This is a genomic window from Acrocarpospora macrocephala (genome assembly GCF_009687865.1).
Classification (GTDB): Bacteria; Actinomycetota; Actinomycetes; order Streptosporangiales; family Streptosporangiaceae; genus Acrocarpospora; species Acrocarpospora macrocephala.
Map to the genome: position 1 here is coordinate 1 of NZ_BLAE01000087.1, position 22,449 is coordinate 22,449.

17 protein-coding genes are annotated in these 22,449 nt (G+C 68.9%); 10 read left to right on the top strand and 7 right to left on the bottom strand.

Annotated elements, in window-relative coordinates; translation table 11 throughout:
• Positions 1 to 90 precede the first annotated feature (90 nt).
• From Amac_RS54585 to Amac_RS47310, 3 genes are all read left to right on the top strand, one after another.
• A complete protein-coding gene (locus Amac_RS54585; RefSeq protein ID WP_174900314.1) occupies positions 91 to 3,357 on the top strand; it encodes a hypothetical protein in 3,267 nt (1,088 codons plus the stop codon).
• 92 nt (positions 3,358 to 3,449) lie between these two features.
• The gene (locus tag Amac_RS47305) at positions 3,450 to 4,058 is read left to right on the top strand and encodes a hypothetical protein (protein ID WP_155361004.1); all 609 of its coding nucleotides are present in this window, start codon (positions 3,450 to 3,452) and stop codon (positions 4,056 to 4,058) included.
• Complete coding sequence (locus Amac_RS47310) at positions 4,055 to 4,981, top strand: hypothetical protein (RefSeq protein ID WP_246269155.1); 927 nt, start codon at positions 4,055 to 4,057, stop codon at positions 4,979 to 4,981. The genes Amac_RS47305 and Amac_RS47310 overlap by 4 nt, the downstream gene beginning before the upstream one ends.
• Here Amac_RS47310 and Amac_RS47315 read toward each other — a convergent pair.
• The 5 genes from Amac_RS47315 to Amac_RS47335 all read right to left on the bottom strand — a co-directional run bounded on the left by Amac_RS47315 (position 4,971) and on the right by Amac_RS47335 (position 9,794).
• Positions 4,971 to 5,474 carry a methylated-DNA--[protein]-cysteine S-methyltransferase gene (locus Amac_RS47315; protein ID WP_155361006.1) on the bottom strand — a complete coding sequence of 168 codons (504 nt, stop codon included), beginning with the start codon at positions 5,472 to 5,474 and terminating at the stop codon, positions 4,971 to 4,973. The genes Amac_RS47310 and Amac_RS47315 overlap by 11 nt on opposite strands.
• Before the next feature lie 10 nt (positions 5,475 to 5,484).
• The gene (locus tag Amac_RS47320; protein ID WP_155361007.1) at positions 5,485 to 6,870 is read right to left on the bottom strand and encodes an AlkA N-terminal domain-containing protein; all 1,386 of its coding nucleotides are present in this window, start codon (positions 6,868 to 6,870) and stop codon (positions 5,485 to 5,487) included.
• 69 nt (positions 6,871 to 6,939) lie between these two features.
• A complete protein-coding gene (locus tag Amac_RS47325; protein ID WP_155361008.1) occupies positions 6,940 to 7,887 on the bottom strand; it encodes an NYN domain-containing protein in 948 nt (315 codons plus the stop codon).
• A gap of 111 nt (positions 7,888 to 7,998) precedes the next feature.
• Positions 7,999 to 8,211, bottom strand: coding sequence for an acyl-CoA carboxylase subunit epsilon (locus Amac_RS47330; RefSeq protein WP_155361009.1), 213 nt, complete (start codon positions 8,209 to 8,211; stop codon positions 7,999 to 8,001).
• The gene (locus Amac_RS47335; protein WP_155361010.1) at positions 8,208 to 9,794 is read right to left on the bottom strand and encodes an acyl-CoA carboxylase subunit beta; all 1,587 of its coding nucleotides are present in this window, start codon (positions 9,792 to 9,794) and stop codon (positions 8,208 to 8,210) included. The genes Amac_RS47330 and Amac_RS47335 overlap by 4 nt, the downstream gene beginning before the upstream one ends.
• A 437-nt stretch (positions 9,795 to 10,231) precedes the next feature.
• Between Amac_RS47335 and Amac_RS47340 the strand changes: the two genes are divergently transcribed.
• From Amac_RS47340 to Amac_RS47355, 4 genes are all read left to right on the top strand, one after another.
• On the top strand, positions 10,232 to 11,566 hold the full coding sequence (locus Amac_RS47340; RefSeq protein ID WP_155361011.1) for an APC family permease: 1,335 nt from the start codon (positions 10,232 to 10,234) through the stop codon (positions 11,564 to 11,566).
• 125 nt (positions 11,567 to 11,691) lie between these two features.
• Entirely contained in the window at positions 11,692 to 12,453 is a 762-nt protein-coding gene (locus tag Amac_RS47345) for an ABC transporter ATP-binding protein (protein ID WP_155361012.1), read from the top strand.
• A 257-nt stretch (positions 12,454 to 12,710) separates the two neighbouring features.
• Positions 12,711 to 14,159: a hypothetical protein gene (locus Amac_RS47350; RefSeq protein WP_246269156.1), complete on the top strand. Its 1,449-nt coding sequence runs from the start codon at positions 12,711 to 12,713 to the stop codon at positions 14,157 to 14,159.
• Between the two features lie 90 nt (positions 14,160 to 14,249).
• Positions 14,250 to 16,889 (top strand): phosphoenolpyruvate carboxylase, encoded by a 2,640-nt coding sequence (locus Amac_RS47355; protein WP_155361014.1) that lies wholly within the window; start codon positions 14,250 to 14,252, stop codon positions 16,887 to 16,889.
• A 26-nt stretch (positions 16,890 to 16,915) separates the two neighbouring features.
• Here the strand turns inward: Amac_RS47355 and fdhD are convergent, their stop codons facing one another.
• Positions 16,916 to 17,743: a formate dehydrogenase accessory sulfurtransferase FdhD gene (gene fdhD, locus Amac_RS47360; RefSeq protein ID WP_155361015.1), complete on the bottom strand. Its 828-nt coding sequence runs from the start codon at positions 17,741 to 17,743 to the stop codon at positions 16,916 to 16,918.
• Positions 17,740 to 19,929, bottom strand: a complete 2,190-nt coding sequence (locus tag Amac_RS47365) for an FdhF/YdeP family oxidoreductase (RefSeq protein ID WP_155361016.1) — start codon at positions 19,927 to 19,929, stop codon at positions 17,740 to 17,742. The genes fdhD and Amac_RS47365 overlap by 4 nt, the downstream gene beginning before the upstream one ends.
• Before the next feature lie 180 nt (positions 19,930 to 20,109).
• Between Amac_RS47365 and Amac_RS47370 the strand changes: the two genes are divergently transcribed.
• The 3 genes from Amac_RS47370 to Amac_RS47380 are packed head-to-tail and all read left to right on the top strand — an operon-like array spanning position 20,110 to position 22,446.
• Entirely contained in the window at positions 20,110 to 20,895 is a 786-nt protein-coding gene (locus tag Amac_RS47370) for a biotin--[acetyl-CoA-carboxylase] ligase (protein ID WP_246269157.1), read from the top strand.
• 58 nt (positions 20,896 to 20,953) lie between these two features.
• Positions 20,954 to 21,466, top strand: a complete 513-nt coding sequence (locus Amac_RS47375; RefSeq protein WP_155361018.1) for a PH domain-containing protein — start codon at positions 20,954 to 20,956, stop codon at positions 21,464 to 21,466.
• Positions 21,463 to 22,446 carry an adenylate/guanylate cyclase domain-containing protein gene (locus Amac_RS47380; RefSeq protein ID WP_174900315.1) on the top strand — a complete coding sequence of 328 codons (984 nt, stop codon included), beginning with the start codon at positions 21,463 to 21,465 and terminating at the stop codon, positions 22,444 to 22,446. Before Amac_RS47375 ends, Amac_RS47380 begins: the two co-directional genes overlap by 4 nt.
• Positions 22,447 to 22,449: the final 3 nt, after the last annotated feature.

The following is a 22,449-nucleotide window of genomic DNA, read 5'->3' on the forward strand; positions in this document are numbered from 1 at the left end:
GTTCGGGGGGAGCGGGCGGTGGGGGCGCAGCGGCTTGCTGTGCAAGGGGGGACTGGGCAAGGGGGGACTGTGCGACGGCGAGGGGAGCCGGTGCGGATTTCGCGGCGGCGGACGGTGGGGGATGTGTTCGCGGGGCTGGCCGCGATGGTGGCTCTGGCGGGGTTGGTCGGTGGGGTGCCTTTCGCGTTGATCCGGCTGGCTGGGCCGCCGGTGCCGGAAGGGCTCTTCGATCTGGATGTGTTCACCAGCCAGGTCGGTCCGGAAACGATCATCGCGGTGCTGGTGCTGCTGGTCTGGCTGGCGTGGCTGCAACTGGTCGTTTGCGTAATCGTCGAGGTGTATGCCGGGATCCGGCGGATTGGCATGCCCGCCAGGGTGCCGCTCGCCGGTGGCACTCAAGTGCTGGCCAATCGCCTGGTGGGCGCGGTTTTGGTGCTGTTCACCGCGACTGCGGTGGCGGTTCCGTTCGCCAGGGTCGCGGCGCCGCCGCCGATTCCGTCGCACCTCACCGCGCAGACCACACCGGTGCTCGCCCCGACCGCTGAAGATCGGCCCGCCCTGCAGCCGCGCGAGGTCAAAAAGGTGTACGTGGTGCAGCCCCCCCACGGGCGCCATCACGAAAGCTTGTGGGAGATAGCCGAGAAATGCCTCGGCGACGGCCGCAGATACCCGGAGATCTACCAACTCAACCAGCACAAGGAACAACCAGACGGCAGCCGCCTCCACATGGCCGACCTGATCCGCCCCGGCTGGGTCCTCGACATGCCGGACGATGCCAGGAACGTGCACATCGTCTCCGCCGACGACTCCCGCCGCGAAGTCCTCAACGATCACCCAGGCCCGCCCGCCGAACTGGACGGCCAGACCCACTACGCCACCCCAGGCGTGGACGACACCCGTATCCCCAAGCCAGACGCGGGCAGGTCGGAAATCAGGCCGGGCGAAACCGGCAAGTCCGGTTCGGGCACCGAAGGAAGCGGTCGCTCTTCAAGCATTCCGGACGCAGGCAATCCAGACACTGGCAGGCCGGACACGGGCAAGTCGGAGATCCGGCCAGGTGAGAGCGGTAAGTCTGATGTGAATCGTTCGGGCACCGATGGAAGCGGACGGTCTGCGGAACCGGAGCAGGACATCACCCGGCCGGACACAGGGGACGTGGGGAGCGGGCAAACCGGAGACGGACGCGCGGACCTGGACGATTCCCCGACCAGGCCCCGAATCGTTCTACCGAAACCCGCCTGGCCCGACCAGACGACCCAGCCGCAACAGCCCGGCACCTCCTCCGTGGAGGAATCCGGCGACCGTCCGGGCTCTTCCAGCGGCTCCGGCGATCGTTCGGGTGCTTCCGGAGACCGTTCGGGTGCATCCAGCGATTCCAGCGAGCGCCCGGGTCCGTCCGGCGAGCGTCCTGGTGAGCTAGCGGAACCAGACAATTCCCCGACCCGGCCCGGCGGAGTCGACAGCCTGCCAGGAGTTCAGCAACCGGGAGCCGTACAGAACGATGGCTCGCAGACCGGGCCGACAGACATCGCCATTGCCGAGCCAGAGGAAGCGGCGGCCGGGCTGGATCTGGTGGACTACCTGGCGGGAGCCTCGCTGCTGGCAGCCGGATTGCTCGCGTTGCTCGGGCGCAGACGGCGGGAGCAGCTGTGGCGGCGCGCGTTCGGCTACCGGGTAGTCCGGCCCCGAGGCGACGCGGCCAGCGCCGAGGTGGCCATTCGTCTCGGATCCGACGCACCAGGCAGCAGGATGCTGGACTCGGGCTTGCGCCTGCTGGGCCGCCTGCTGGCCGAAGCCGACCGCCGCCCACCGGCGATCTACGGAGTCCACCTGTCCAGCCGAAGCATGGACCTCTGGATTCACCCACCGGACCGCAACCCCCCCGAACCCTGGGAGGTCGCCGACGACGGCCAGGTCTGGCGACTCGCGGCCCACGAAGGCCGCCGAATCGACGAGAACGCGATGAACGACGTCCCAGCGCCATACCCGGGCTTGGTCTCCCTCGGAACAGCAGGAGGCGGCCGCGTACTCGTGGACCTGGAAGCCGCGCACGGCGTCATCTCGATGACCGGACCCAACACGGTCGCGGCGCTCTCCGCGCTCGCCGTGGAACTGGCCACCAACCGATGGTCCGACCAGATGCGAATCACTCTCGTCGGCTTCGGCGAGGAACTCGCGCTAATCGCCCCCGATCGCGTACGCGTGGCGGGCAGCCTCGCCGAAGTCCTCCCCGACCTGGAGGAACACGCCCACGACCAGCCCGGCGACGTGCTCACCGGCCGGATCCACGGCCGCGCCCACGATCCGGCCTGGCCGCCCCACTACCTGCTGTCGGCGATCCAGCCCACCCCGGAGGAAGCACGCAGGCTGGCTCTGCTGAGCAAGGGCACGCGGACGGCTCTGGGATTCGTCGTCGCGGGAGCCGTACCACACGCGACCTGGACGTGGGAGATCACCGCGGACGGCCGGGCGGTGGTGGAGACGCTCGGGTTCGACGTGGACGCGCAGTTGCTGCCCCGGCGGCACTACCAGGCGGTCGTGGACCTGTTCCGCACCGCGGGCCGGACTGAAGGCGAACCGTTGCCCGAGCCGGACGCGCGAAGGGTCGACCTGCCGCCCGCGATCGAGGTGCGCATTCTCGGGCCGATCGAGATCAGCCCGGTGAACACGCTGGAGGACGGGCGGGCGGCGCTCGCCCAGGAACTGGTGGTGTATCTGGCCACGCACCCCGGTGGCGTACACCCGGTGGTGCTGGGCGGCGTGTTGTGGCCGCGCGGCGTGCAGCCGATGGTCAGGGACGCCACGATCGCGCGGGTCGCCCAGTGGCTGGGCGAGGATTCCCGGGGACGCGCCCACCTGTATGTCGATGATTCCGGCCGATTGCGGCTCAGCTCCGAGGTGCGCACCGACTGGGACCTGTTCCGCGAGCTCGTACGCCGAGGAGATCTGGAACCCGCACTCGGCCTCGTACGCGGCCCACTCCTGAACGCCCGCCCAGGCAACAGATACGCCTGGCTCGCAGCGGATTCGCTGGAATACGACGTCACCGCCGCCGTGGCCGACGCCGCGCACCGCCTGTGCGAGGCCCGGCTGGATCGCGGCGAACCAGACGCGGCGGTCGCGGCAGCCAGGGCGGGCCTGCTGCTCGCGGCCGACGACGAGGCCCTCTGGCGCGACCTGCTGAGAGCCGCGCACGCCACCGGCGACCACGCCAGACTCCGCGCCGTCGTCGACGCCCTGCACCGGCGCGCGGCCTCACACCCGTACGGCGGCGGCATGGCCCCCCAGACCGAATCGCTCATCGACGAACTGCTCCCGGCCTGGCGCCGGACTCTCCGCACCTCGCGGCTGGCCTGAGGAGGACCGAAATGCGCCATGCCGAAACCCGCATAACGATGGATCCACCCAGGCGTCCCTCACTACCGTCCGATCGACGCAGAGGAGGACATGTGGCCATAACGCTGATGATCCTGGCGTTATCGGCCTGCGCCACCCCCGCCGGACCGGAATTCGCCCCAGGAGGAGGCGGAACCACCACAAAAGCACTCCCCACCACGTCATCCGCCCCGGGCATCGAAACGATCACAGCCGCACCAGGCCTTGAGATCGCGATCGACTGGCCATCCGACCGCAACAAGATGATCAAAGCCTTCACCGACAACTACGTGGACCAATGGCGCGCGGTCGGCACGGCCGGCGTCGACGACACCTACCTGGACAGCGTCGAGGAACCCGCCAACCGCGACGCGTACCGCTGGGTCTGGAGCTTCCTGAAAGGAAAGCAGTCCGCCCAAGGCACCGCCAAGCTGTACGCGCTCCGGGTCGCCTCGGTGACCGGCCGGGGCGCGGAGATCAACGCCTGCGTGGACACGTCCGGCATCCAGGTCACCGATGCCACCGGCGAGCCGATCGACGATCAGCCCGCCTGGACGACATCCCCGCAGTCCACCTACTTCCAGGTCGCCGCCGTGCGGAGAGGGGACGACGGCACCTGGAGGGTCAAGCTGTTCCGCCACGCGAGCTACCCCGATGAACGCGCGAAGGAGTGCCTGCGATGAGAGTCTTGCTCGCCCTGGCTCTCGCCCTCGCCCCGGCGGCCGCCCCCGACCCGGGCGGACCCTCCGGCGAGGGCTTCCAGCACGGCCGTACGGTCGGCGTGCAACTGGAGAATTCCACCATAGTCATCAGCGGGAACGGCCTGGGCGCCAAATCCGACGGCTACCGGATCAAACGCCCCTGCTGGTACGAGCCCGGCCGCAGCGCCGAGGACATGCTGAAGATTCAGGAGGACCTGCGGGCGTTCTGGTTCCGCACCAACCCCGGCAGCACCGAGGAGGACTTCCAGAAGTTCCTGAAGCAGTTCAAGGACAAGGTCGGTCAGCCGGGGCGCTGGTGGTCACCCGCCTACAACGCCGCCGATCCCGAGGGGATGTCCTGCTGGACCGCCCTGGAAGGCGCGATCTTCGTGGGTCCGGGCAACACGCCCCCCGCCGGGATCACCATGACCGAACTCCTGGACATCGCCCGCGCCGCGCTGACCGTCCCCGAGCCGCAGGTCCAGCTCAACCCCGACGCCAAGAGCTACGTGAACCTGCCCACCTGGGTGTGGCTGGACGGCCAGGGCCAGACCACCCGCTCGGTCACCGCGACCCTGCCAGGCCTGCTCAGCGCCACAGTGACCGCCACCCTGGGCAATATCGAGATCGACGCGGGCACGACGGCCGACCGGGCCGAAGTCAAGGAGAACTGCGGCCCGAGCGGCCGGCCGTACGTCAAGGGCGGCACGTTCACCTGCGGCGTGCGCTACCTGCGCGCCTCGGCGGACCAGCCCCGCAAGGTCTACACCCTGACCGTCACCACGGTCTGGCCGGTCACCACCAACGCCGACCAGTCCGTGGTCCCCTTCGTCTTCGACCCGGTTGAGGGCACTGTCACCCGGGACATCCCCGTGGGCGAGGTCCAAAGCAACGTCAGACGCTGATCAACCGGGCCTCGTGGTTGAGCAGCCACTGTTTGACCGGAGGGCCGTAGTAGTAGCCGCCGTAGCCGCCTGCCGCCGGGAGCACCCGGTGGCAGGGGACGAACGGGGCGATGAGGTTCTGGGCGCAGGCGGAACCGGCCGCCCGGGCCGCCGTCGGGGGCAGTCCCGCGTTGCGGGCCAGCTCGGCGTAGCGGACGGTGGTGCCCGCGGGAACCGCGCGAAGTGCCTCGTAGAGGCGCTGGCGGGTGGGCGTGCCGGGCTGCGACACCGGGATCGTGTCCAGGGCCTCCAGCTTGCCGTCCAGGTAGTCGGCCACGGCTTGGGCGGCTTCGGGAAGCTCGCCCATCCGCATGCCCTCGGCCTGGAGTTGGGGCGAGAGGCGTACGAACATGTCGGACGGGTCGGCGGTGAAACCGGCGGCGACCAGGACGCCGTCGCGGGCGAGCAGGGCGAGCGGGCCGACGGGTGTCGGAACGGTACGGGTCACGATCACGATGGTCTCCTTACGCATTCCACAGATGGAGGGCGGCGTAGGCGCGCCAGGGGCGCCACCGCTCGATTTCGGATTCCTCGATGGCCAGCTGGGCCATCTTCTTGCGGAGCACGAGATCTCCGCCGGGCCAGGCGTCGGGATCGCGGAGGGCGCGCAACGCGATGTAGCTGACCGTCCACGGTCCGATGCCGGGAATTTCCAGCAATTGCGCCGAGGTCTCCGCGGGGTCGCCGCCGTCCAGGTCGATCTGGCCGTCGGCGACGGCGCGGGCGACCGCGCCCAGCGTGGCGATGCGGCGCCCGGTCAGGCCGAGGCCGGTCAGGTCCTTCTCCGCGAGCTCCGCCGCGGTCGGGAAGGTGTCGCCGCCCGCGATCCGGCCGAGCAGGGTACGGGCGCCGGCGACCGAGATCTGCTGGCCGACGATCGCGCGGACCACCAGCTCGAAGGCGTCGAAAGCCCCAGGGACCCGCAGGCCCGGTCGTTTCATCACCAAGGGTCCCAGTGCCGTGGGCTCCAGGACGGCGGCGATGGCGTCGGGGTCGGCGTCCAGGTCGAGCATGCGGCGGCAACGCGCCACGATCCTGGCCAGCTGGCGCGTGTCATCCGTGCTCACGGTCAGCCGGATGTGATCGCTGGCGGGCGTCAGCGTGATCGCCCCACCCGGAATCACCCGCTGATAGCTGGTCACCAGGTTGTCCTGAAATATCGTGCTTTCGATGCCGGGGATTGCGCGGGAAGCCAGGAAACGCAGCAGCGCCTGGGCGTCGTAGGGCGGCCGGTACGCGAGCCGCAGCGTCACCCCTTCCGGCCCGCCCACCGCGCGCAACGGTCCCACCTTCTTGCGGAGATCGCCGGGCGCGAATCCGTACGACTCCTTCATGGCCGCGTTGAACTGCCGTACGCTCCCGAACCCGGCCGCGAAGGCGACATCGGTGATCGGCAACGACGTCTCGGTGAGCAGCTGCTTGGCCAGCAGCAACCGCCGCGTCCGGGCCACCGCCAGCGGCCCCGTGCCCAGCTCGGCCACGAACAGCCGGTGCAGATGCCGCTCGGTCACGTGCAGCCGCCGCGCCAGCCCCGCCACCCCGACCTCGTCCGCGATACCGTCGTCGATCAGCCGCAACCCCCGCCCGACCAGGTCGGCCCTGGCGTCCCAGCCCGGCGACCCCGGGCTCAGCTCCGGCCGGCAACGCCGGCACGGCCGGAACCCAGCCGCTTCGGCGGACGCCGCGTGGGTATAGAACCGCACATTCTTCCGCGCGGGGGTCCGCGCCGGGCAGATCGGCCGACAGTAGATCCCGGTCGACGTCACCGCCGTGTAGAACCGTCCGTCGAAGCGGGCGTCGCGGGCGCATATCGCCAGGTAACACCGCTCGAAGTCCAGACTCGTGCTCATAAAGAACACGTTATGCGCTGCTCAGCCGACCCTGCTGGCGGAAATCGGACCTCAGCGTGGCAGGCCTCGCTACTTGCTGGAGATCCCCACCCCCAGGTCGAACTCCCGGTACACCCGGGCCCAGAAACCGTCCCGCAGCCACACCCGGGCCTCCGGGTAGGGCCGCAGCGAGTGGCCGAGCTCCTTCTCCGCCTCGATGAGCAGCTCGGTGTCGATGACGGTGGGCAGGATCGGTCCAGGCAGCAGGTCCCTGATGTTGTCCCGGCCGCGGGTGAGGATCCACTTCTGCGCCACGTGCTCGCCGACCTCCTCCACCCGGGGACGGCTCGGGCCCAGCTTGGGACTGCTGGGCGCGCCGTGCACCTGCTTCGGCGGCGCCGCCGGTTTCGCGGCCCGGGCGGCGAACACCTGCGCGGGCGACGGCGGCGGCGTGACCGGCACCGGGATGGGGGCCCGGTTGAAGTACGGCCGGAGGAAATCGGCGCTGAGGATCTCCACCGTGTCGGACTCCCACACCAGCCGTTCCGCCTGGTTCGTTCCGAACGGGGGTTCCACGCCCCACAAGTGCACTCGCACCCCATAAGCCTGAGCGGCTTCAACGGCGGGCACCATGTCTTCGTCGCCGGCGATCAGCACGGTGTCGCTGACCGCGTGGTGCCGGGCCAGCGCCTCCAGGTCGCTGCGGATCTGCGCGTCCACGCCTTTCTGCTGGCCGCGCGCGTTCAGGTTGCCGAGTCGTACCTTGACCCAGGGAAGCTGGGCGATGACGCGCTGGTCCACGGTCGGTACGCGGTCGCGGGCCGCGTCGTACCAGTAGACGCGCAGTAGCTCGCCGGGGATGCGTTCCAGGGCGTGCTTCTGCAACGACTGGATCAACTCGTCAGCCGCGACCCGATACTCCTTACGCTCCTTGGCCGAGAGGAGAACCTCTCCTGCCGCCGCGTAGAGGTATCCGACATCGACGAGTACCGCGTATTTGGCTGCCATGCTGTGCGCTGCGAGGTCCGGGATGGCCATCTTGTCCTCCAGGCCTCGTCTCCATGTGTTTGGCTGAGGGTAATTGCCCTTTTGTAGATACTCCCAACTCTTGGGCCACTTGACACCCGGTTCGGCGGATCTAATCCATCGCTAATCCCGCCGTGCGCTCGCCCGCCAGGCGCCCGGACCGGCCCGCCAGGAGCGACCTTGCCGCATGCTCCTGACCGGGTCTCGCCAGGCCTCTCCGGCCCGTACGGCTTCCGCGTGTGATGGCGTGGCTGCGGTGAGTGCCACGATCAGGGCCGCGATCTCTTCGGGGGAGGCGTCTCCCCGGACGATCTTCAGATGGTTCAATTGGCTCACAGCGGGATGTTCCCATGCTTCTTGGGGGGCAGCGAAGCCCGTTTGTTGCGCAGTGCGCGCAGCGCGCGCACCACTTGCGGGCGGGTGTCCGACGGCCGGATGACCGCGTCCACGTAGCCGCGTTCGGCGGCCAGGTAGGGGTTGGCGAGCGTGTCCTCGTATTCGGTGATGTATCCGGCGCGGGCCGCGTCCGGGTTGTCGGCCGCGGCCAGCTCCCTGCGGTAGAGGATGTTGACCGCGCCCTGCGCGCCCATCACCGCGATCTGCGCCGTCGGCCAGGCCAGGTTAACGTCGGCTCCGAGGTGTTTTGACCCCATAACGTCGTACGCCCCGCCGTACGCTTTTCGGGTGATTACCGTGACGAGCGGTACGGTGGCCTCCGCGTATGCGTAGAGGAGTTTCGCCCCCCGCCGGATGATGCCGTTCCATTCCTGATCGGTCCCCGGAAGGAATCCCGGGACATCAACAAATGTCAGTACAGGGATATTGAAAGCGTCACAAGTCCGGACGAATCGCGCTGCTTTTTCCGAGGCGGCGATGTCCAGCGTGCCCGCGAAACTCAGCGGCTGGTTGGCGACCACCCCGACGGAACGCCCCTCCACCCGCCCGAATCCGACCAGGATGTTCGGCGCGAACGCCGCGTGCACCTCCAGGAACTCCCCGTCGTCGAGCACGTGCCCCAGCACGGTGTGCATGTCGTACGGCTGGTTGGCCGAGTCGGGGATCAACGTGTCGAGTTCCGGCACCGGGTCGAGCGTCGCGTCCGCGGGGAAAACCGGGGGTTCGTCCAAGTTATTCGACGGCAGGTACGACAACAGCGCCCGCGCGAACGCCAGGCAGTCCTCCTCGTCGCTGGCCTCATAATGCGCCACACCGGACTTGGAGTTGTGCGTGTGGGCGCCTCCGAGCTCCTCGAAGGTCACCTCTTCCCCGGTCACCGTCCTGATCACGTCCGGCCCGGTAATGAACATGTGCGATTTTTCCTGAACCATTAGGACAAAGTCGGTCAAAGCGGGCGAATAGACGGCGCCGCCCGCGCATGGGCCCATGATCAGCGAGATCTGCGGGATCACCCCGGAGGCGTGCACATTCCGCTTGAAGATCTCCGCGTACAGCCCGAGGCTGACCACGCCCTCCTGGATCCGCGCCCCGCCGGAGTCGTTGATCCCCACCACCGGGCAGCCGGTCTTGAGCGCGTGGTCCATGACCTTCACGATCTTCTCCCCGAAGACCTCCCCGAGCGATCCCCCGAACACGGTGAAGTCCTGCGCGAACACGGCCACCGGCCGCCCGTCCACGGTCCCGTGCCCGGTCACCACGCCATCCCCGTACGGCCGCTCACGGTCGAGGCCGAAACTCGTGGAACGATGCCGGGCCAGCTCGTCGAACTCCACGAACGACCCCTCGTCCAGGAACGCGGCGACCCGTTCCCTGGCCGTCATCTTGCCCTTGGCATGCTGCTTCTCGACCGCCCGCGCCGATCCGGCGTGCTCGGCCTCATGCAGCCTGCGCTCAAGCTCAGCGATCTTGCCGGCGGTCGTGTGGATGTCGATCTCGGAAGCCCGAATTCCCTCAGCCGTCATGCCCACAGGGTAACCATGCGCTCACGGCTGTTGTCGCGCGGGCTGGGGCCTTTGTGCGAAGTGCCCGGTCGGCGGTGATCAGGTAGCCATGTGCTCGCGGCTGTCGTCGCGCGGGCTGGGGTTTGGGCGCGGAGTGTCCCGTCGGCGGTGATCAGGCAACCGAGTGCTCACAGCCCTCGCCACGCGGGCTGGGGCCTTTGTGCGGAGTGCCCGGTCGGTGGTGATCGGGTAGCCGTGTGCTCGCGGCTGTTGTCGCGCGGGCTGGGGTTTGGGCGCGGAGTGTCCCGTCGGCGGTGATCAGGCAACCGAGTGCTCACAGCCCTCGCCGCGGCGGGCTGGCTCATGCTCCGCGATGGCGAAATCGTCGGCTGGGACTCATGGCCGTCGGCGCGCGGGCTGGCTGAGTATTGTCGGTCACGCTGGGTAGTCTTCCGGTCATGGAATCGCAAACATCGCTCCGGCGGGTCATCGGGCGCAGGGTGCTGCTGCTGTTCGTGCTCGGTGACATCTTGGGTGCCGGCATCTACGCCCTGGCCGGGAAGGTCGCGGGGCAGGTCGGCGGTGCGCTGTGGGTTCCGTTCCTGGTCGCCTTTGTGCTGGCGGCCCTGACCGCGACGGCGTATGCGGAGCTGGTCGGCAAATATCCGCAGGCGGCCGGAGCCGCCCTTTACGCGAACAAGGCGTTCGGCATCCCCTTCGTCACGTTCATCGTCGCGTTCGCCGTGATGATGAGCGGCATCACCTCGGCCAGTGCCGCCGCTCGTGCCTTCGGCGGGCAGTATCTGGCCGAGTTCGTCAGCCTGCCCACCCTGGCCGGGGCGCTGATCTTCCTGGGTCTGGTCACCCTGGTCAACTTCGTCGGCATCTCGGAGTCGATCAAGGTCAATGTGGTCCTCACCCTGATCGAGGCGTTCGGCCTACTGGTCATCATCGCCATCGGGGTTTACGCGCTGGTCGCGGGCGATGGAAACCCCGGCAGGGCGCTGGAGTTCCACCCCGTCAACGGCGCGTTCCTGGGTGTTCTCGGCGGCACCGCGCTGGCCTTCTACGCCCTGCTCGGCTTCGAGGACTCGGTCAACCTGGCCGAGGAGGCCAAGGATCCGCAGCGCGACTTCCCGCGCGCCCTGTTCGGCGGCCTGGCCGCGGCCGCCCTCATCTACCTCGCGGTCGCCTTCACCGCCACCATGCTGGTCGACACCGAGACCTTGCGCACCTCCAGCGGGCCGCTGCTCGAAGTGGTCAAGGTGGCCGGGCTTACCTTCCCGCCCAAACTGTTCGCGCTGATCGCCCTGCTCGCGGTGGGCAACACCGCGCTCATCAACATGCTGATGGCCTCGCGCCTGGTCTACGGCATGGGCCGCGAGAAGATCGTGCCCGCCGTCTTCGCCACCGTGCACCCGTCCCGGCACACCCCTTGGGTGTCGATCCTGTTCACCGTCGGCATCGCGGTCGTCTTGGTCAGCACCGGCGAGGTGGGCGGCCTCGCCGACACCACCGTACTCCTGCTACTCTGCGTGTTCGCGCTGGTCAACGTCTCCGTCCTGGTGTTGCGCCGGGATCCGGTGGAACACTGGCACTACCAGGCCCCCACCTGGGCGCCCGCGATCGGCGCGGTCGTCTGCCTCGTCCTGGCGCTCCCGATCACCGGCCGCGACGGCTCGGTTTACCTGCGCGCCGCCGTCCTGATCGCCCTCGGTGTCCTGCTCTGGTTCGTGAACCGGCTCTTCGTCGGCCGGGTGACCGACCTCGATCCGGCGAAGATCAGCTCGTGAGCGCACCGAACCGCTGATCGCGCGTTCGTCATCAGTGGTAGCGGTAAGTAGTTTGCAACTTAGGTCTGGTTATGTTCGTTGTCACAGAGGACGGGGGCGCCGTCACGTAGAGAAGAGTTGAGCGTATGGATGAGGCGGTTCGCACACGGGGGCTGTTCAAGCGGTTCGGGCAGCAGGTCGCGGTGGCCGGGGTCGAGCTGATGGTGCCGAAAGGCAGCTTCGCCGGTCTTGTCGGCCCGAACGGCGCGGGGAAGACGACCACGCTGTCCATGATCACCGGTCTGCTCCGTCCGGACTTCGGGACGATCACCGTCGACGGCTTCGACGTGTGGGCCGACCCCCTGAACGTGAAGTCCCGGATCGGCGTGCTGCCCGAGGGCCTGCGCCTGTTCGAGCGCCTCTCCGGCCGGGAACTCCTCCTCTACAACGGCCAGCTGCGCGGCATCCCCCGCGCCCAGGTCCAGCAGCGCGCCGAGGAACTGCTCCGCGTCATGGACCTGGTGGAGTCACAGGACAAACTGGTCGTGGACTACTCCACCGGCATGCGCAAGAAGATCGGCCTAGCCGCCGCGCTCCTGCACAACCCGGACGTCCTCTTCCTGGACGAGCCATTCGAAGGCGTCGACCCAGTAAGCGCGAACACCCTGGTCGAAGTCCTCCAGCGCTACACCGCCTCCGGCTCCACGGTCATCTTCTCCAGCCACGTCATGGACCTGGTAGAACGCCTCTGCGACTGGGTCTCGGTAATGAGCCGCGGCCAGATCGTCGCCCAGGGCCCAGTCCAGGACGTCCGCCAGGGCCGCACCCTCAACGAGGCATTCCTCGACCTGGTCGGCGCCCGCGGCCACGGCGACGGCGAGGGCCTGTCCTGGCTAGGCGCCCGATGACCGCCTCAACGCCCAGCTCAACGCCTGACCCCACACCTGGCTCGACGTCTGGCCCTACGCCTGACCCCACGCTTGGCTCGACGGTTGGCTCTACGGCCGACGCTATAGCTGGCTCGACTGCTGTCTCGGTGTCTGGTTCGGCAGGTGGCGCGATGGTCGGCACGTTTGTGCGGCTCAAGCTTCGGTTGATCGCGGGTAGTTTGCGTGGGGATCTGATTCGGCAGCTTGGGTTTGGGTTTTCGATCTTTGCGGCTGTGGTGTGTGCGTTGTTTGGGTTCCTGCTGTTCAGCCTGACTCGGCTGGGGTCGGCGGAGCTGGCGCTGCAGATCGGTTCCTCGGTGTTCACGCTGGCTGTGCTCAGCTGGATGATTGTGCCGTTGCTCGCGTTCGGGTTGGACGAGACGCTCGATCCGTCCCGGTTGGCCCTGTTCCCGCTCACCACCCGGCAGTTGGCGACCGGTATGTTCGCCGCCTCCGCCACGGGCGCCTGGCCGATCGCCTCGCTGGTCGCCCTGTTCGGTGGCGTGGTCGGCTTGGCCAGGGGGATCGGGGGCGTGCTGCTCGGCCTGGTCGCGGTGCCGCTGGTGTTCGCGCTCTGCCTGGTCGCCTCTCGGCTGGTCACCACCGCTCTGTCCGGCGCGCTGCGCAGCCGCCGCGGGCGGGACATGCTCGCGGTCGCCGTGGTGTTCGTGGTGCTGCTCACCCAGCTGCCGAACCTGATCATCAACCAGGGCCTGCCGAGCGACTCGCTGGCTGTGTTCCGCTCCACCGGTGACGCGCTGCGCTGGACCCCGCCGGGCCTGGCCGCGCACGCGATCGCCGACGGCGGCCTGGTCGGCGTGCTGGACCTGCTGATCCTGGCCGCTGTCGTGGTGCTGCTCGGCTGGCTCTGGATCGTCGCGCTGCGGGCCGCGCTGGTCCGCCCGGACGCCTCCAACCAGGGCGGCTCGGTCCGGCGCTCACGCCGCGGCGGCCTGATCCCGGACGGCAAGCTGGGCGCGATCCTCGCCAAGGAGCTCAAGTACGCCCGCCGGGAACCGCGCGGCAGGGTCGCCTGGTTCTCGGCCGTGGCGGTCAGCGGCGTCATGCTGTTCTCGCTGCGCGGCTCGGAGGGCATGAGCGGCTTCGGCCTCGTGGTCGGGCCCGCCGTGATCGCCGCGATCGTGATCGGCGTGCAGTCGTCCAACACGTTCGGCATCGACGGCAGGTCGCTGTGGATGAACGCGGTGGCCTTCGGCACCGAGCGTGACCTGCGTACCGACTTCGCCGGGCGGCAGCTGGCCAACTTCGTCATCTCCGGGCCGCTGCTCGCCGTGGTCTCGGTGGCCGCGGCGGTGCTGGCCGGGAACGCGGGCTGGGCGGTGCCGGCCACGCTGCTGGCCTGGTGCGTGCTCGGGCTCGCCATGGGAACCGGCTCGGTGCTGAGCGTGATCTCGCCGTACACCTATCCGGAGCGGATGAACGCGTTCAGCGGCGCCGCGCCCGGCCAGGGTGGTCAGGCGTTCGTCGCCGGGTTCGGGGCACTGTTGGGGGCCGGGCTGCTGGCGCTGCCGGTGGTGATCCCCACGCTGTTCTTCGGGCCCTGGGTGAGCGGGATCGCCGTGCTGTACGGCGCGGCGGTGGCCTGGGGCGGGCGGCGGATCGCGTCCAGGATCGGTTTCCGGCGGATGCCGGAGCTGCTCGCGGCGGTCTCCCGGCCCACCTGACCGGCCCACCTGACCGGCCGCCTCACTGGTCTAGTCCAATGGGTGAGACCGGTATCGGGGAGGTCAGGGTCACTCGCTAGTCTTCGAAACATGGCCTCGACCGAACGCCACAGCGCTGTCACTGAGATGCCCGACGAACTCCGCGCCGACGTCCGCTTGCTGGGCGAACTGCTGGGTCAGGTGATCGCCGAGCAGGGCGGGCCCGACCTGCTGGCGGATGTGGAACGGCTGCGCAAAGCGGTGATCGCCGCGCGCCGCCGGGAGACCACCGTGGACGAGGTGGCCGCCCTGGTGAACACCTGGCCGGTGGAACGCGCGGTGGAGATCGCCCGCGCGTTCACCTGCTACTTCCACCTGGCCAACCTGGCCGAGGAGCACTACCGGATCCGCATCCTGCGCCGCCGCGACAGCGACAACATGCCGGTGCCGGAGTCGCTGGCCCAGGCCGTCAGGGACCTCAAGGACGATCTCGGCCAGGACGAGCTCAACCGGCTCATCGCCGGGCTGGAGTTCCGGCCGGTGCTGACCGCGCATCCGACCGAGGCCAGGCGGCGGGCCGTGGTCACCGCCATCCAGCGGGTCAGCGCCCAGCTCGACGCGTACAACACGCCGGGGCGGGGGGCGGCTGAGCGGGAGGAGGCGCACCGGCGGATGCTGGAGGAGATCGACCTGCTCTGGCGTACCTCCCAGCTCAGGAGCACCAAGCTGGACCCGCTCGACGAGGTGCGCACCGCGATGGCCGCCTTCGACGAGACCCTCTTCCGGGCCGTCCCGCACATCTACCGGTCGCTGGACGCCGCGCTCGAACCCGGCACCAGCACCCGCGCGCCCCGCTCCCGGGCCTACATCCGCTACGGCAGCTGGATCGGCGGCGACCGGGACGGCAACCCGAACGTCACCGCCAAGGTCACCAGGGAGGCCGTGCTCATCCACGCCGAGCACGTGCTGACCGCGCTGGAGACCGCCGCCACCCGCATCGCCCGGACGCTGACCGCGGCCTCCGCCTACACCCCGCCGTCCGAGCAGCTGCAGGCCGCGCTCGCCCAGGCCGAGGGCGATTTCCCCGATCTGGTCTCGGAGATGGCCACCCGCTCGCCGCAGGAGCCGCACCGGCAGTGGCTGCTGTTCACCGCCGCCAGGATCGCCGCGACCCGCCGCCGCGACCTCGACCTGGCCTATCTCTCGCCGGTCGACCTGCTCTCCGACCTGCGCCTGGCCCAGGATTCGCTGCGCGACGCGGGCGCGTTCCGGCAGGCCTACGGAGAGCTGCAGAACCTGATCTGGCAGGTGGAGACGTTCGGGTTCCACCTGGCCGAGCTGGAGGTGCGGCAGCACTCGCAGGTGCACGCCGAGGCGCTGGCCGAGCTCAACTCGGGGGGCCGCCGCTCGGAGCGTACCGAGGAGGTGCTGGCCACCATCCGGACCATCGCCTGGATCCAGGAACGGTTCGGGGTCAAGGCCTGCTCCCGGTATGTGGTCTCCTTCACCCGTTCCGCCGATGACGTCGTGGCCGTGTATGAGCTGGCCAAACACGCGCTCGGCGAGCGGGCGCCGGTGCTGGACGTGGTGCCGCTGTTCGAGTCGGGCGCCGACCTCGACAATTCGGTGGCGGTGCTCACCGGGATGATGGAGGCCGAACCGGTCCGGCGCAGGCTGGCCGCGAACGGGCGCCGGATCGAGGTCATGCTGGGCTATTCCGACTCGGCCAAGGAACTCGGCCCGGCCGCCGCCACCATGCGCCTCTACGACGCGCAGGCCGCGCTCACCGCCTGGGCGACCGCCAACGGCGTGCGGCTCACGCTCTTCCACGGCCGCGGCGGCGCGCTCGGCCGGGGCGGCGGCCCGGCCAACCGGGCGGTGCTGGCCCAGGCCCCCGGCTCGGTGGCCGGCCGCTTCAAGGTCACGGAACAGGGCGAGGTGATCTTCGCCAGGTACGGCCACCAGGCCATCGCCCGCCGCCACATCGAGCAGGTCACCAACGCCGTCCTGCTCGCCTCCACCTCAAGCGTGGAATCCCGCACCGCCGAGGCCGCCGCCAAGTTCCGCGCACTGGCCGGTCAGGTGGCTACGGCCTCCGAACAGGCCTACCGGGCACTGACCGAGGCCCCCGGCTTCCCCGAGTGGTTCGCGCTGGTCAGCCCCCTGGAGGAGATCGGCTCCCTGCGCCTCGGCTCCCGCCCCGCGCGCCGCGGCCTGGGCGCGCCCAAGTCGCTGGACGATCTGCGAGCCATCCCCTGGGTGTTCGCCTGGGCCCAAACCCGGGTCAACCTCCCCGGCTGGTACGGCCTGGGCAGCGGCTTGTCCGCCGTCCTCGACGCGGGCGGCCGGGCCGAACTCCAGTCCGCCTACAAGGAATGGCCGCTGTTCGCCTCCCTACTGGACAACGTCGAGATGTCCCTGGCCAAGACCGACAAGGCCATCGCCTCCCGCTATCTGGCCCTGGGCGGGCGAGACGACTTCGCCAAGCAGGTCCTGGAGGAGTACGACCTGACCCGCAAGCTGGTATTGGAGATCACCGGGCACACCCGTCTCCTGGAGAGCCGCCGCGTACTGTCGCGCGCGGTCCAGCTGCGTGATCCGTATGTGGACGCGCTCTCGCATCTGCAGCTGCGGGCGCTGTCGGCGCTGCGCTCGGAGGAGCCACTGACCGAGCACGAGCGGGATCGTCTGTCAACGCTGCTACTGCTCAGCGTCAACGGCGTCGCGGCCGGACTCCAGAACACGGGCTGACCTCAGCGGACGGGGTCAGACGTCGGTTATTCGATGCGTTCGGCGCCCGCGTAGACGTTGAAGCGTTCGTCGCGCAGGAAGCCGATCAAGGTCATGCCGAACTCTCTGGCTAGGTCGACGGCCAGGGAGGAGGGGGCGGAGACTGCGCAGAGTAGTTCGATTCCGGCGGCTAGGGCTTTTTGTCCGATCTCGTAGCTGGCTCGGCCGCTGACCAGGAGTAGGTGGCCGGTCAGGGGGAGGCGGTCGTGCAGGAGGGCCCAGCCGACGAGTTTGTCCACCGCGTTGTGGCGGCCGACGTCCTCGCGGGTCTGCACCAGCGTGCCGTCGGGGGTGAAGAGTCCGGCCGCGTGCAGGCCGCCGGTGCGGGCGAACACGCCTTGGGCGTCGTGGAGGGTGGCGGGCAGGCCGTACAGGATTTCGGGGGTGACGCGCAGGGCGGTGGTGGTGAGCGGGACGCAGCGGTCTTTCAGGGCGTCGAGGCTGGCGCTTCCGCAGACGCCGCAAGCGCTCGATGTCATGAAATGTCGTTCTAGGTGGGGGATGTCGGGGAGTTGGGGGAGGCGGACGGAGACCGTGTTGTAGCGGGCTTCGGGGAGTACGTCGTCGTCGGTGCAGTAGCCGATTGCCTGGATGTCGCCGGGTTTGACCAGGCCCTCGCCGTGCAGGAAACCCGCCGCGAGCTCGAAATCGGCTCCCGGCGTGCGCATGGTGATCGCGACGGTACGGCTGACGCCTCCGGCCAGCACCCGGATCTCCAACGGCTCCTCGGTAGCGAGATCATCACGCCGATCTTTGGCGATATTTCCGGATACCTGCCGGACGCGGTACCGGGTCACCGGGCCTGGGCGGATCATGACGGGTCGAGCGTCGCGTAGGCGTTGTAGTCGGGGATACGCGCGTCAGGGGAGCGGCGGGCCTTGTCCAGCAGGACGTTGCCCTCCGGCCAGTGGATCTGCACGTTGCCCGGCATCAGCGGAGCCCGCAGCACGTTCCCGGTGAAACTTCCGGTCGAGCTGGTCAACGTGACCTCGGCGCCGTCGGCCAGGCCAAGCCGGTCCGCGTCGTACGAGGAGATCAGCACGGCCTGCCGGGTCGCCCCGTTGAACCCGTCCCGGCGCTCGTGAACCATGCTGTTGAACTGCTTGCCACGCCGGGTCGCGACCAGGAACGAGCCGTCGGGCCGCTGGAGTTCGGGCAGGCCCACAGGGCTGAAACGGCCACGGTGATCCGGAGTGGGGAACAGGCCATCGGGGCAGAGATGCCTGCCGCCGTATTGCACGTTGTCCCCGAACGCAGACAGACCGGAAATACCCTCATAAAAGGGCACAGAGCGCTCGATGTCCTCACGGATGGCCGCAGTTCCACCGGGGTAGCGGATCAGGTCCGCCAAATCGGGCCGAGCCCGGGCGGCCAGCTCAGTGAAGATCTTCCACTCCGGCCAGGCTTCCCCGATTCGAGGGCCTTCGACCTCGGGGGAGTAGATGATCCGGCGTTCCGTGGACGTCTCCGTGACACCACCCGCCATCTCGTAGCGAGTCTGAGCGGGCAGCAGCAGCACATCGCCCGCCCCCGGAACGAGCATCTGGGAGGAAAGCACGATGTCGATGTGCACGCGCAGCCCAGGCCGGGACAGCGCCTCGCGGCAGTAACCCGGATCCGGCAGGACCTCCAGGAAGTTTCCGCCCGAGGAGATCAGCACATCCAACTCACCCGCGTGCGCCGCGTCGATCATGTCCGTGGCTGTCAACCCCGGCGTTGTGGGAATCTCAAATCCCCACAACTCCGCGAACTTGGCCGCGTTCTCCGGAGTGACCGGCAGCCCGCCAGGCAGACCGGTGGCATATGCCCCCATCTCCGCCCCACCCTGCACACCACTGTGCCCCCGGATCGGCATCAGACCGCAGTTATCCCGGCCGACAAAGCCCCGAGCCAGCGCCAGGTTGACGATCGCCCGAACGTTCTCCTCGCCATACGCGTGCTGGGTGATACCCATCGACCACACCAGCACGGCCGACTTGGCCTCACCAAGCAGCTTGGCCAGCGCGAACATATCCTCCCGAGTGGCCCCCGACAGGGCTTCCAGCGATTCCCACGTCTGCGCGGCGACCGATTCCCGTACGGCGTCGAACCCCGACGTATGCGTATCGATGAACGCCTTATCCAGCCAGTCGTTCTCGACCAGATGCTTGAGCACACCGTTCAGGAACCCGATGTCCCCACCGATGTTCACCCCGAAGAAATGATCGGTGATCTTCGTCCCGAACAGCGCGGACTCGGCGTTGGACGGTACCCAGTACCGCTCCATCCCCGGCTCACGATAGGTGTTGACCATCGCAATCTGAGTGCCCGCCTTCTTCGCGTGATACAGGTATTTCATCGCGACCGGCTGGTTGTTCGAGGGATTCGACCCGATGAACACGATCAGATCCGACCCGATCCAGTCCTGGTACGAGCACGTCGTCGCAGCCGCCCCGATCGCCTGCTTCAACGCCACCGTGGACGGCGAGTGACAGATCCGCGCGGCATTGTCGATCGAGTTCACCCCGATCGCCCGAACCGCCTTCTGCGCCGCGAAGTAGTTCTCATTGGGCACTCCCCGGCTGGTGAGATAAACCCCCACCTTCCCGCCAAGCCTCGCCGCCGCGAGATCGAGCGCCTCCTCCCACCCGATCCTGGCGAACCCCGCCTCTCCCTGCCGCCGGATCATCGGGTACGGCAACCGCCCAAGCCCCCGCAACTCCCCACTCCGCGCCGGCAACGCGGACACATCTTTCAGCAGGCCCACATCCAACGCGGGCATCGTGTTCAGCTGAAGCAGCCGCAACCGGATGTTGCACAGATGGATCTCGTCCATCGTCCAGTCGCGCATCCCCTTGGTCCCCAGCGCGCACCCGTCACACGTCCCCCGCGTGAGGATCCGCCACGCATACCGCCGGTTCCCCTTGACCGACCGGAAGGCCTTCCACAGCTCCAGGTAGTTGTTGGGCTTCCGCTCGCCGATCCCGAAGGGTTTCCAGCTCGCCCAGTTCTTCCGGTCCATTTCCGCTCCTCAAACGTACTTTCCCAACCTTATGCCGAACCTTGACCACTTGTTGTAGTGGTTCAACTACACAACGTAGTTATTCCAGGTCATTGCGGCAATCCGGTCACAGAGTGCCGCTCGGGAGGGGAAAATGGTCGGGTGCCAGAATCACGGTCTTTCGATCTTGAACGTACCCCGTTGTCGCAGGCAGCGCTGCAGAGCGCGCTCGTCCGCCCCGGCTCGCTGTGGTCGGCCGTCAAGGTCGTCGAGCGCACCGGTTCCACCAATGCCGATCTTGCTCAATCGGCCAGGGAGGGCATCCGGGAAGGAGCCGTCCTGGTCGCCGAGTCGCAGTTCGCCGGGCGTGGGCGGCTCGGCAGGATCTGGACCGCTCCGCCCAGATCCGGGCTGACATTCTCGGTGCTGCTGCGGCCGGACGTCCCGCTGCCCAAGCAGGCCTGGCTGTCGCTGCTGTTCGGCCTGGCCGCCGCGACCGCCGTACGGGCCGAGACCGGGGTCGACGTGCGGCTCAAATGGCCCAACGACCTGCTGGTGGGGGAGCGCAAGCTGGCGGGGGTGCTGGCCGAGCGGGTGGATCGGGCGGTCGTGGTCGGGATGGGGCTCAACGTGACGTTGCGCCAGGAGGAACTGCCGGTCGAGCGGGCCACCTCGCTGCTGCTGTCCGGCGCGAGGACGGTGGATCGGGGCGTGTTGCTGCTGGCCGTGCTGCGGGAGCTGGAGGCGCGGTATCGGGAGTGGGTGGCGGCCGATGGGGACGTGGAGTCGTGCGGGTTGCGCACGGCGTACCTGGCGGGGAGCGCGACGGTGGGGCAGGAGGTGCGGGTGGAGCTGCCGGGGGAGCGGGTACTGATCGGGTTGGCGACCGGGATCGACCGGTCGGGATACCTGATGGTGCGGTCCGAGGGGACCGATCACCTGCTGAGCGTGGGAGATGTGGTGCATGTCCGGCCAGCCAATCCGTGACAACCAAGTGCCGGACAAAACACGACACGAAACTGATCGTCGTGCCACGATTCGGTCCATGGGTTTGCCCGATCATCACCTCACCGAGGGGGAGCGAGTCGTGCACTCGTTCCACCCGCACTGGAAGCGGCTCGTCGTGCCCTTCCTCGCGCTCCTTCTGGTCGTCGCCGCCTCCAGCGCCGCGATCTACTTCATCCCCGGCGATTTCGAGTGGGCCTGGCTGGCCAGGATCACCGTCGCCGTGGTCGCGGTCGTCGCGCTCACGCTGTTCTCCTTCGTGCCGTACCTGCGCTGGAAGACCACGTCGTACACGCTGACCACGCACCGGTTCAACATCAGCACCGGCATCCTGAACAAGTCCGACGACGACATCCCGCTCACCAAGGTCAACTCGGTCAGCTCCGACCAGACCCTGATGGAGCGCCTGTTCGGCTGCGGCACGCTGAAGGTCGAGTCGGCCTCCGATCGCGGCGAGATCCTCTACCGCGACATCCCCAAGATCCAGACCGTCCGCACCGAGCTGTTCCGGCTGGTGGAGGACGCCTCCGACGGGAACATCGACGGCAAGTGACGCCCGACGGCAGGACCCCGGACCGACGACCGACTTCGGACGACATCCAGCGGCTTTTTCTGGGCCTGCCGCCGCGCTACACCCGCCGTGAGATCGCCTCGGCCGCCGGGATCCCGCAGGAGCTGGCCGAGCGGATCTGGCGCGCGCTCGGCTTCGCCAGCCTGGCCGACGACGCGGTCGCCTTCACCGACGCCGACCTCCAGGCGCTACAAAGGATCCGGATGATCCTGGACGCCGGATTGCTGGACGAGGTCACCCTGATCCGGATGACCCGGGCGCTCGGCCGGACCACCGCGCGGCTGGCCCAGTGGCAGACCGAGATCATGATCGGCGCCCTGCGGGACCAAGCGCCCACCGACGCCGACCTGGCCCGGGTCCTGCGCGCTGCGGAGCTGCTGCTGCCCGACTTCGAGCTCACCCTGGTGCACGTCTGGCGGGCCCAGCTGGCCGCCTCGGCCGGCCGCCAGCTGGCCCTCACCGAGAACGGCGACCGTACGACGCTGGCCGTCGGCTTCGCCGATCTGGTCTCCTTCACCCGGGTCTCCCGCGAGCTGGACGAGCTGGCCCTGGCCGACCTGGTCGAAGGCTTCGAGGCCCGCGCCTCCGACGTGGTCGCCCAGCACGGCGGGCGCCTGGTCAAAACCCTCGGCGACGAGGTCCTCTTCACGGCCACCGAAGCCGAGACCGCCGCCCGGATGACCCTCGACCTGGTCGACGCGCTCGGGCAGGGCGATCCCGGGGTGCGGATCGGTCTCGCCTACGGCCCCGTGCTGCCGGTGATGGGCGACGTCTTCGGCACCACCGTCAACCTGGCAGCCAGGCTGACCGCCATCGCCCGGCCGGGCAGCGTGGTCGCGGACAGCGCGCTGGCCGAGAGCGTCACCGGCCTGGCGGGCATCGAGGTCGTCAAGATCCGCCGCCGCCCGGCCCGCGGGCTCGGGCTGGTCCAGCCCTATCTGCTGCGGCGAGGGTCAGCTTGACGG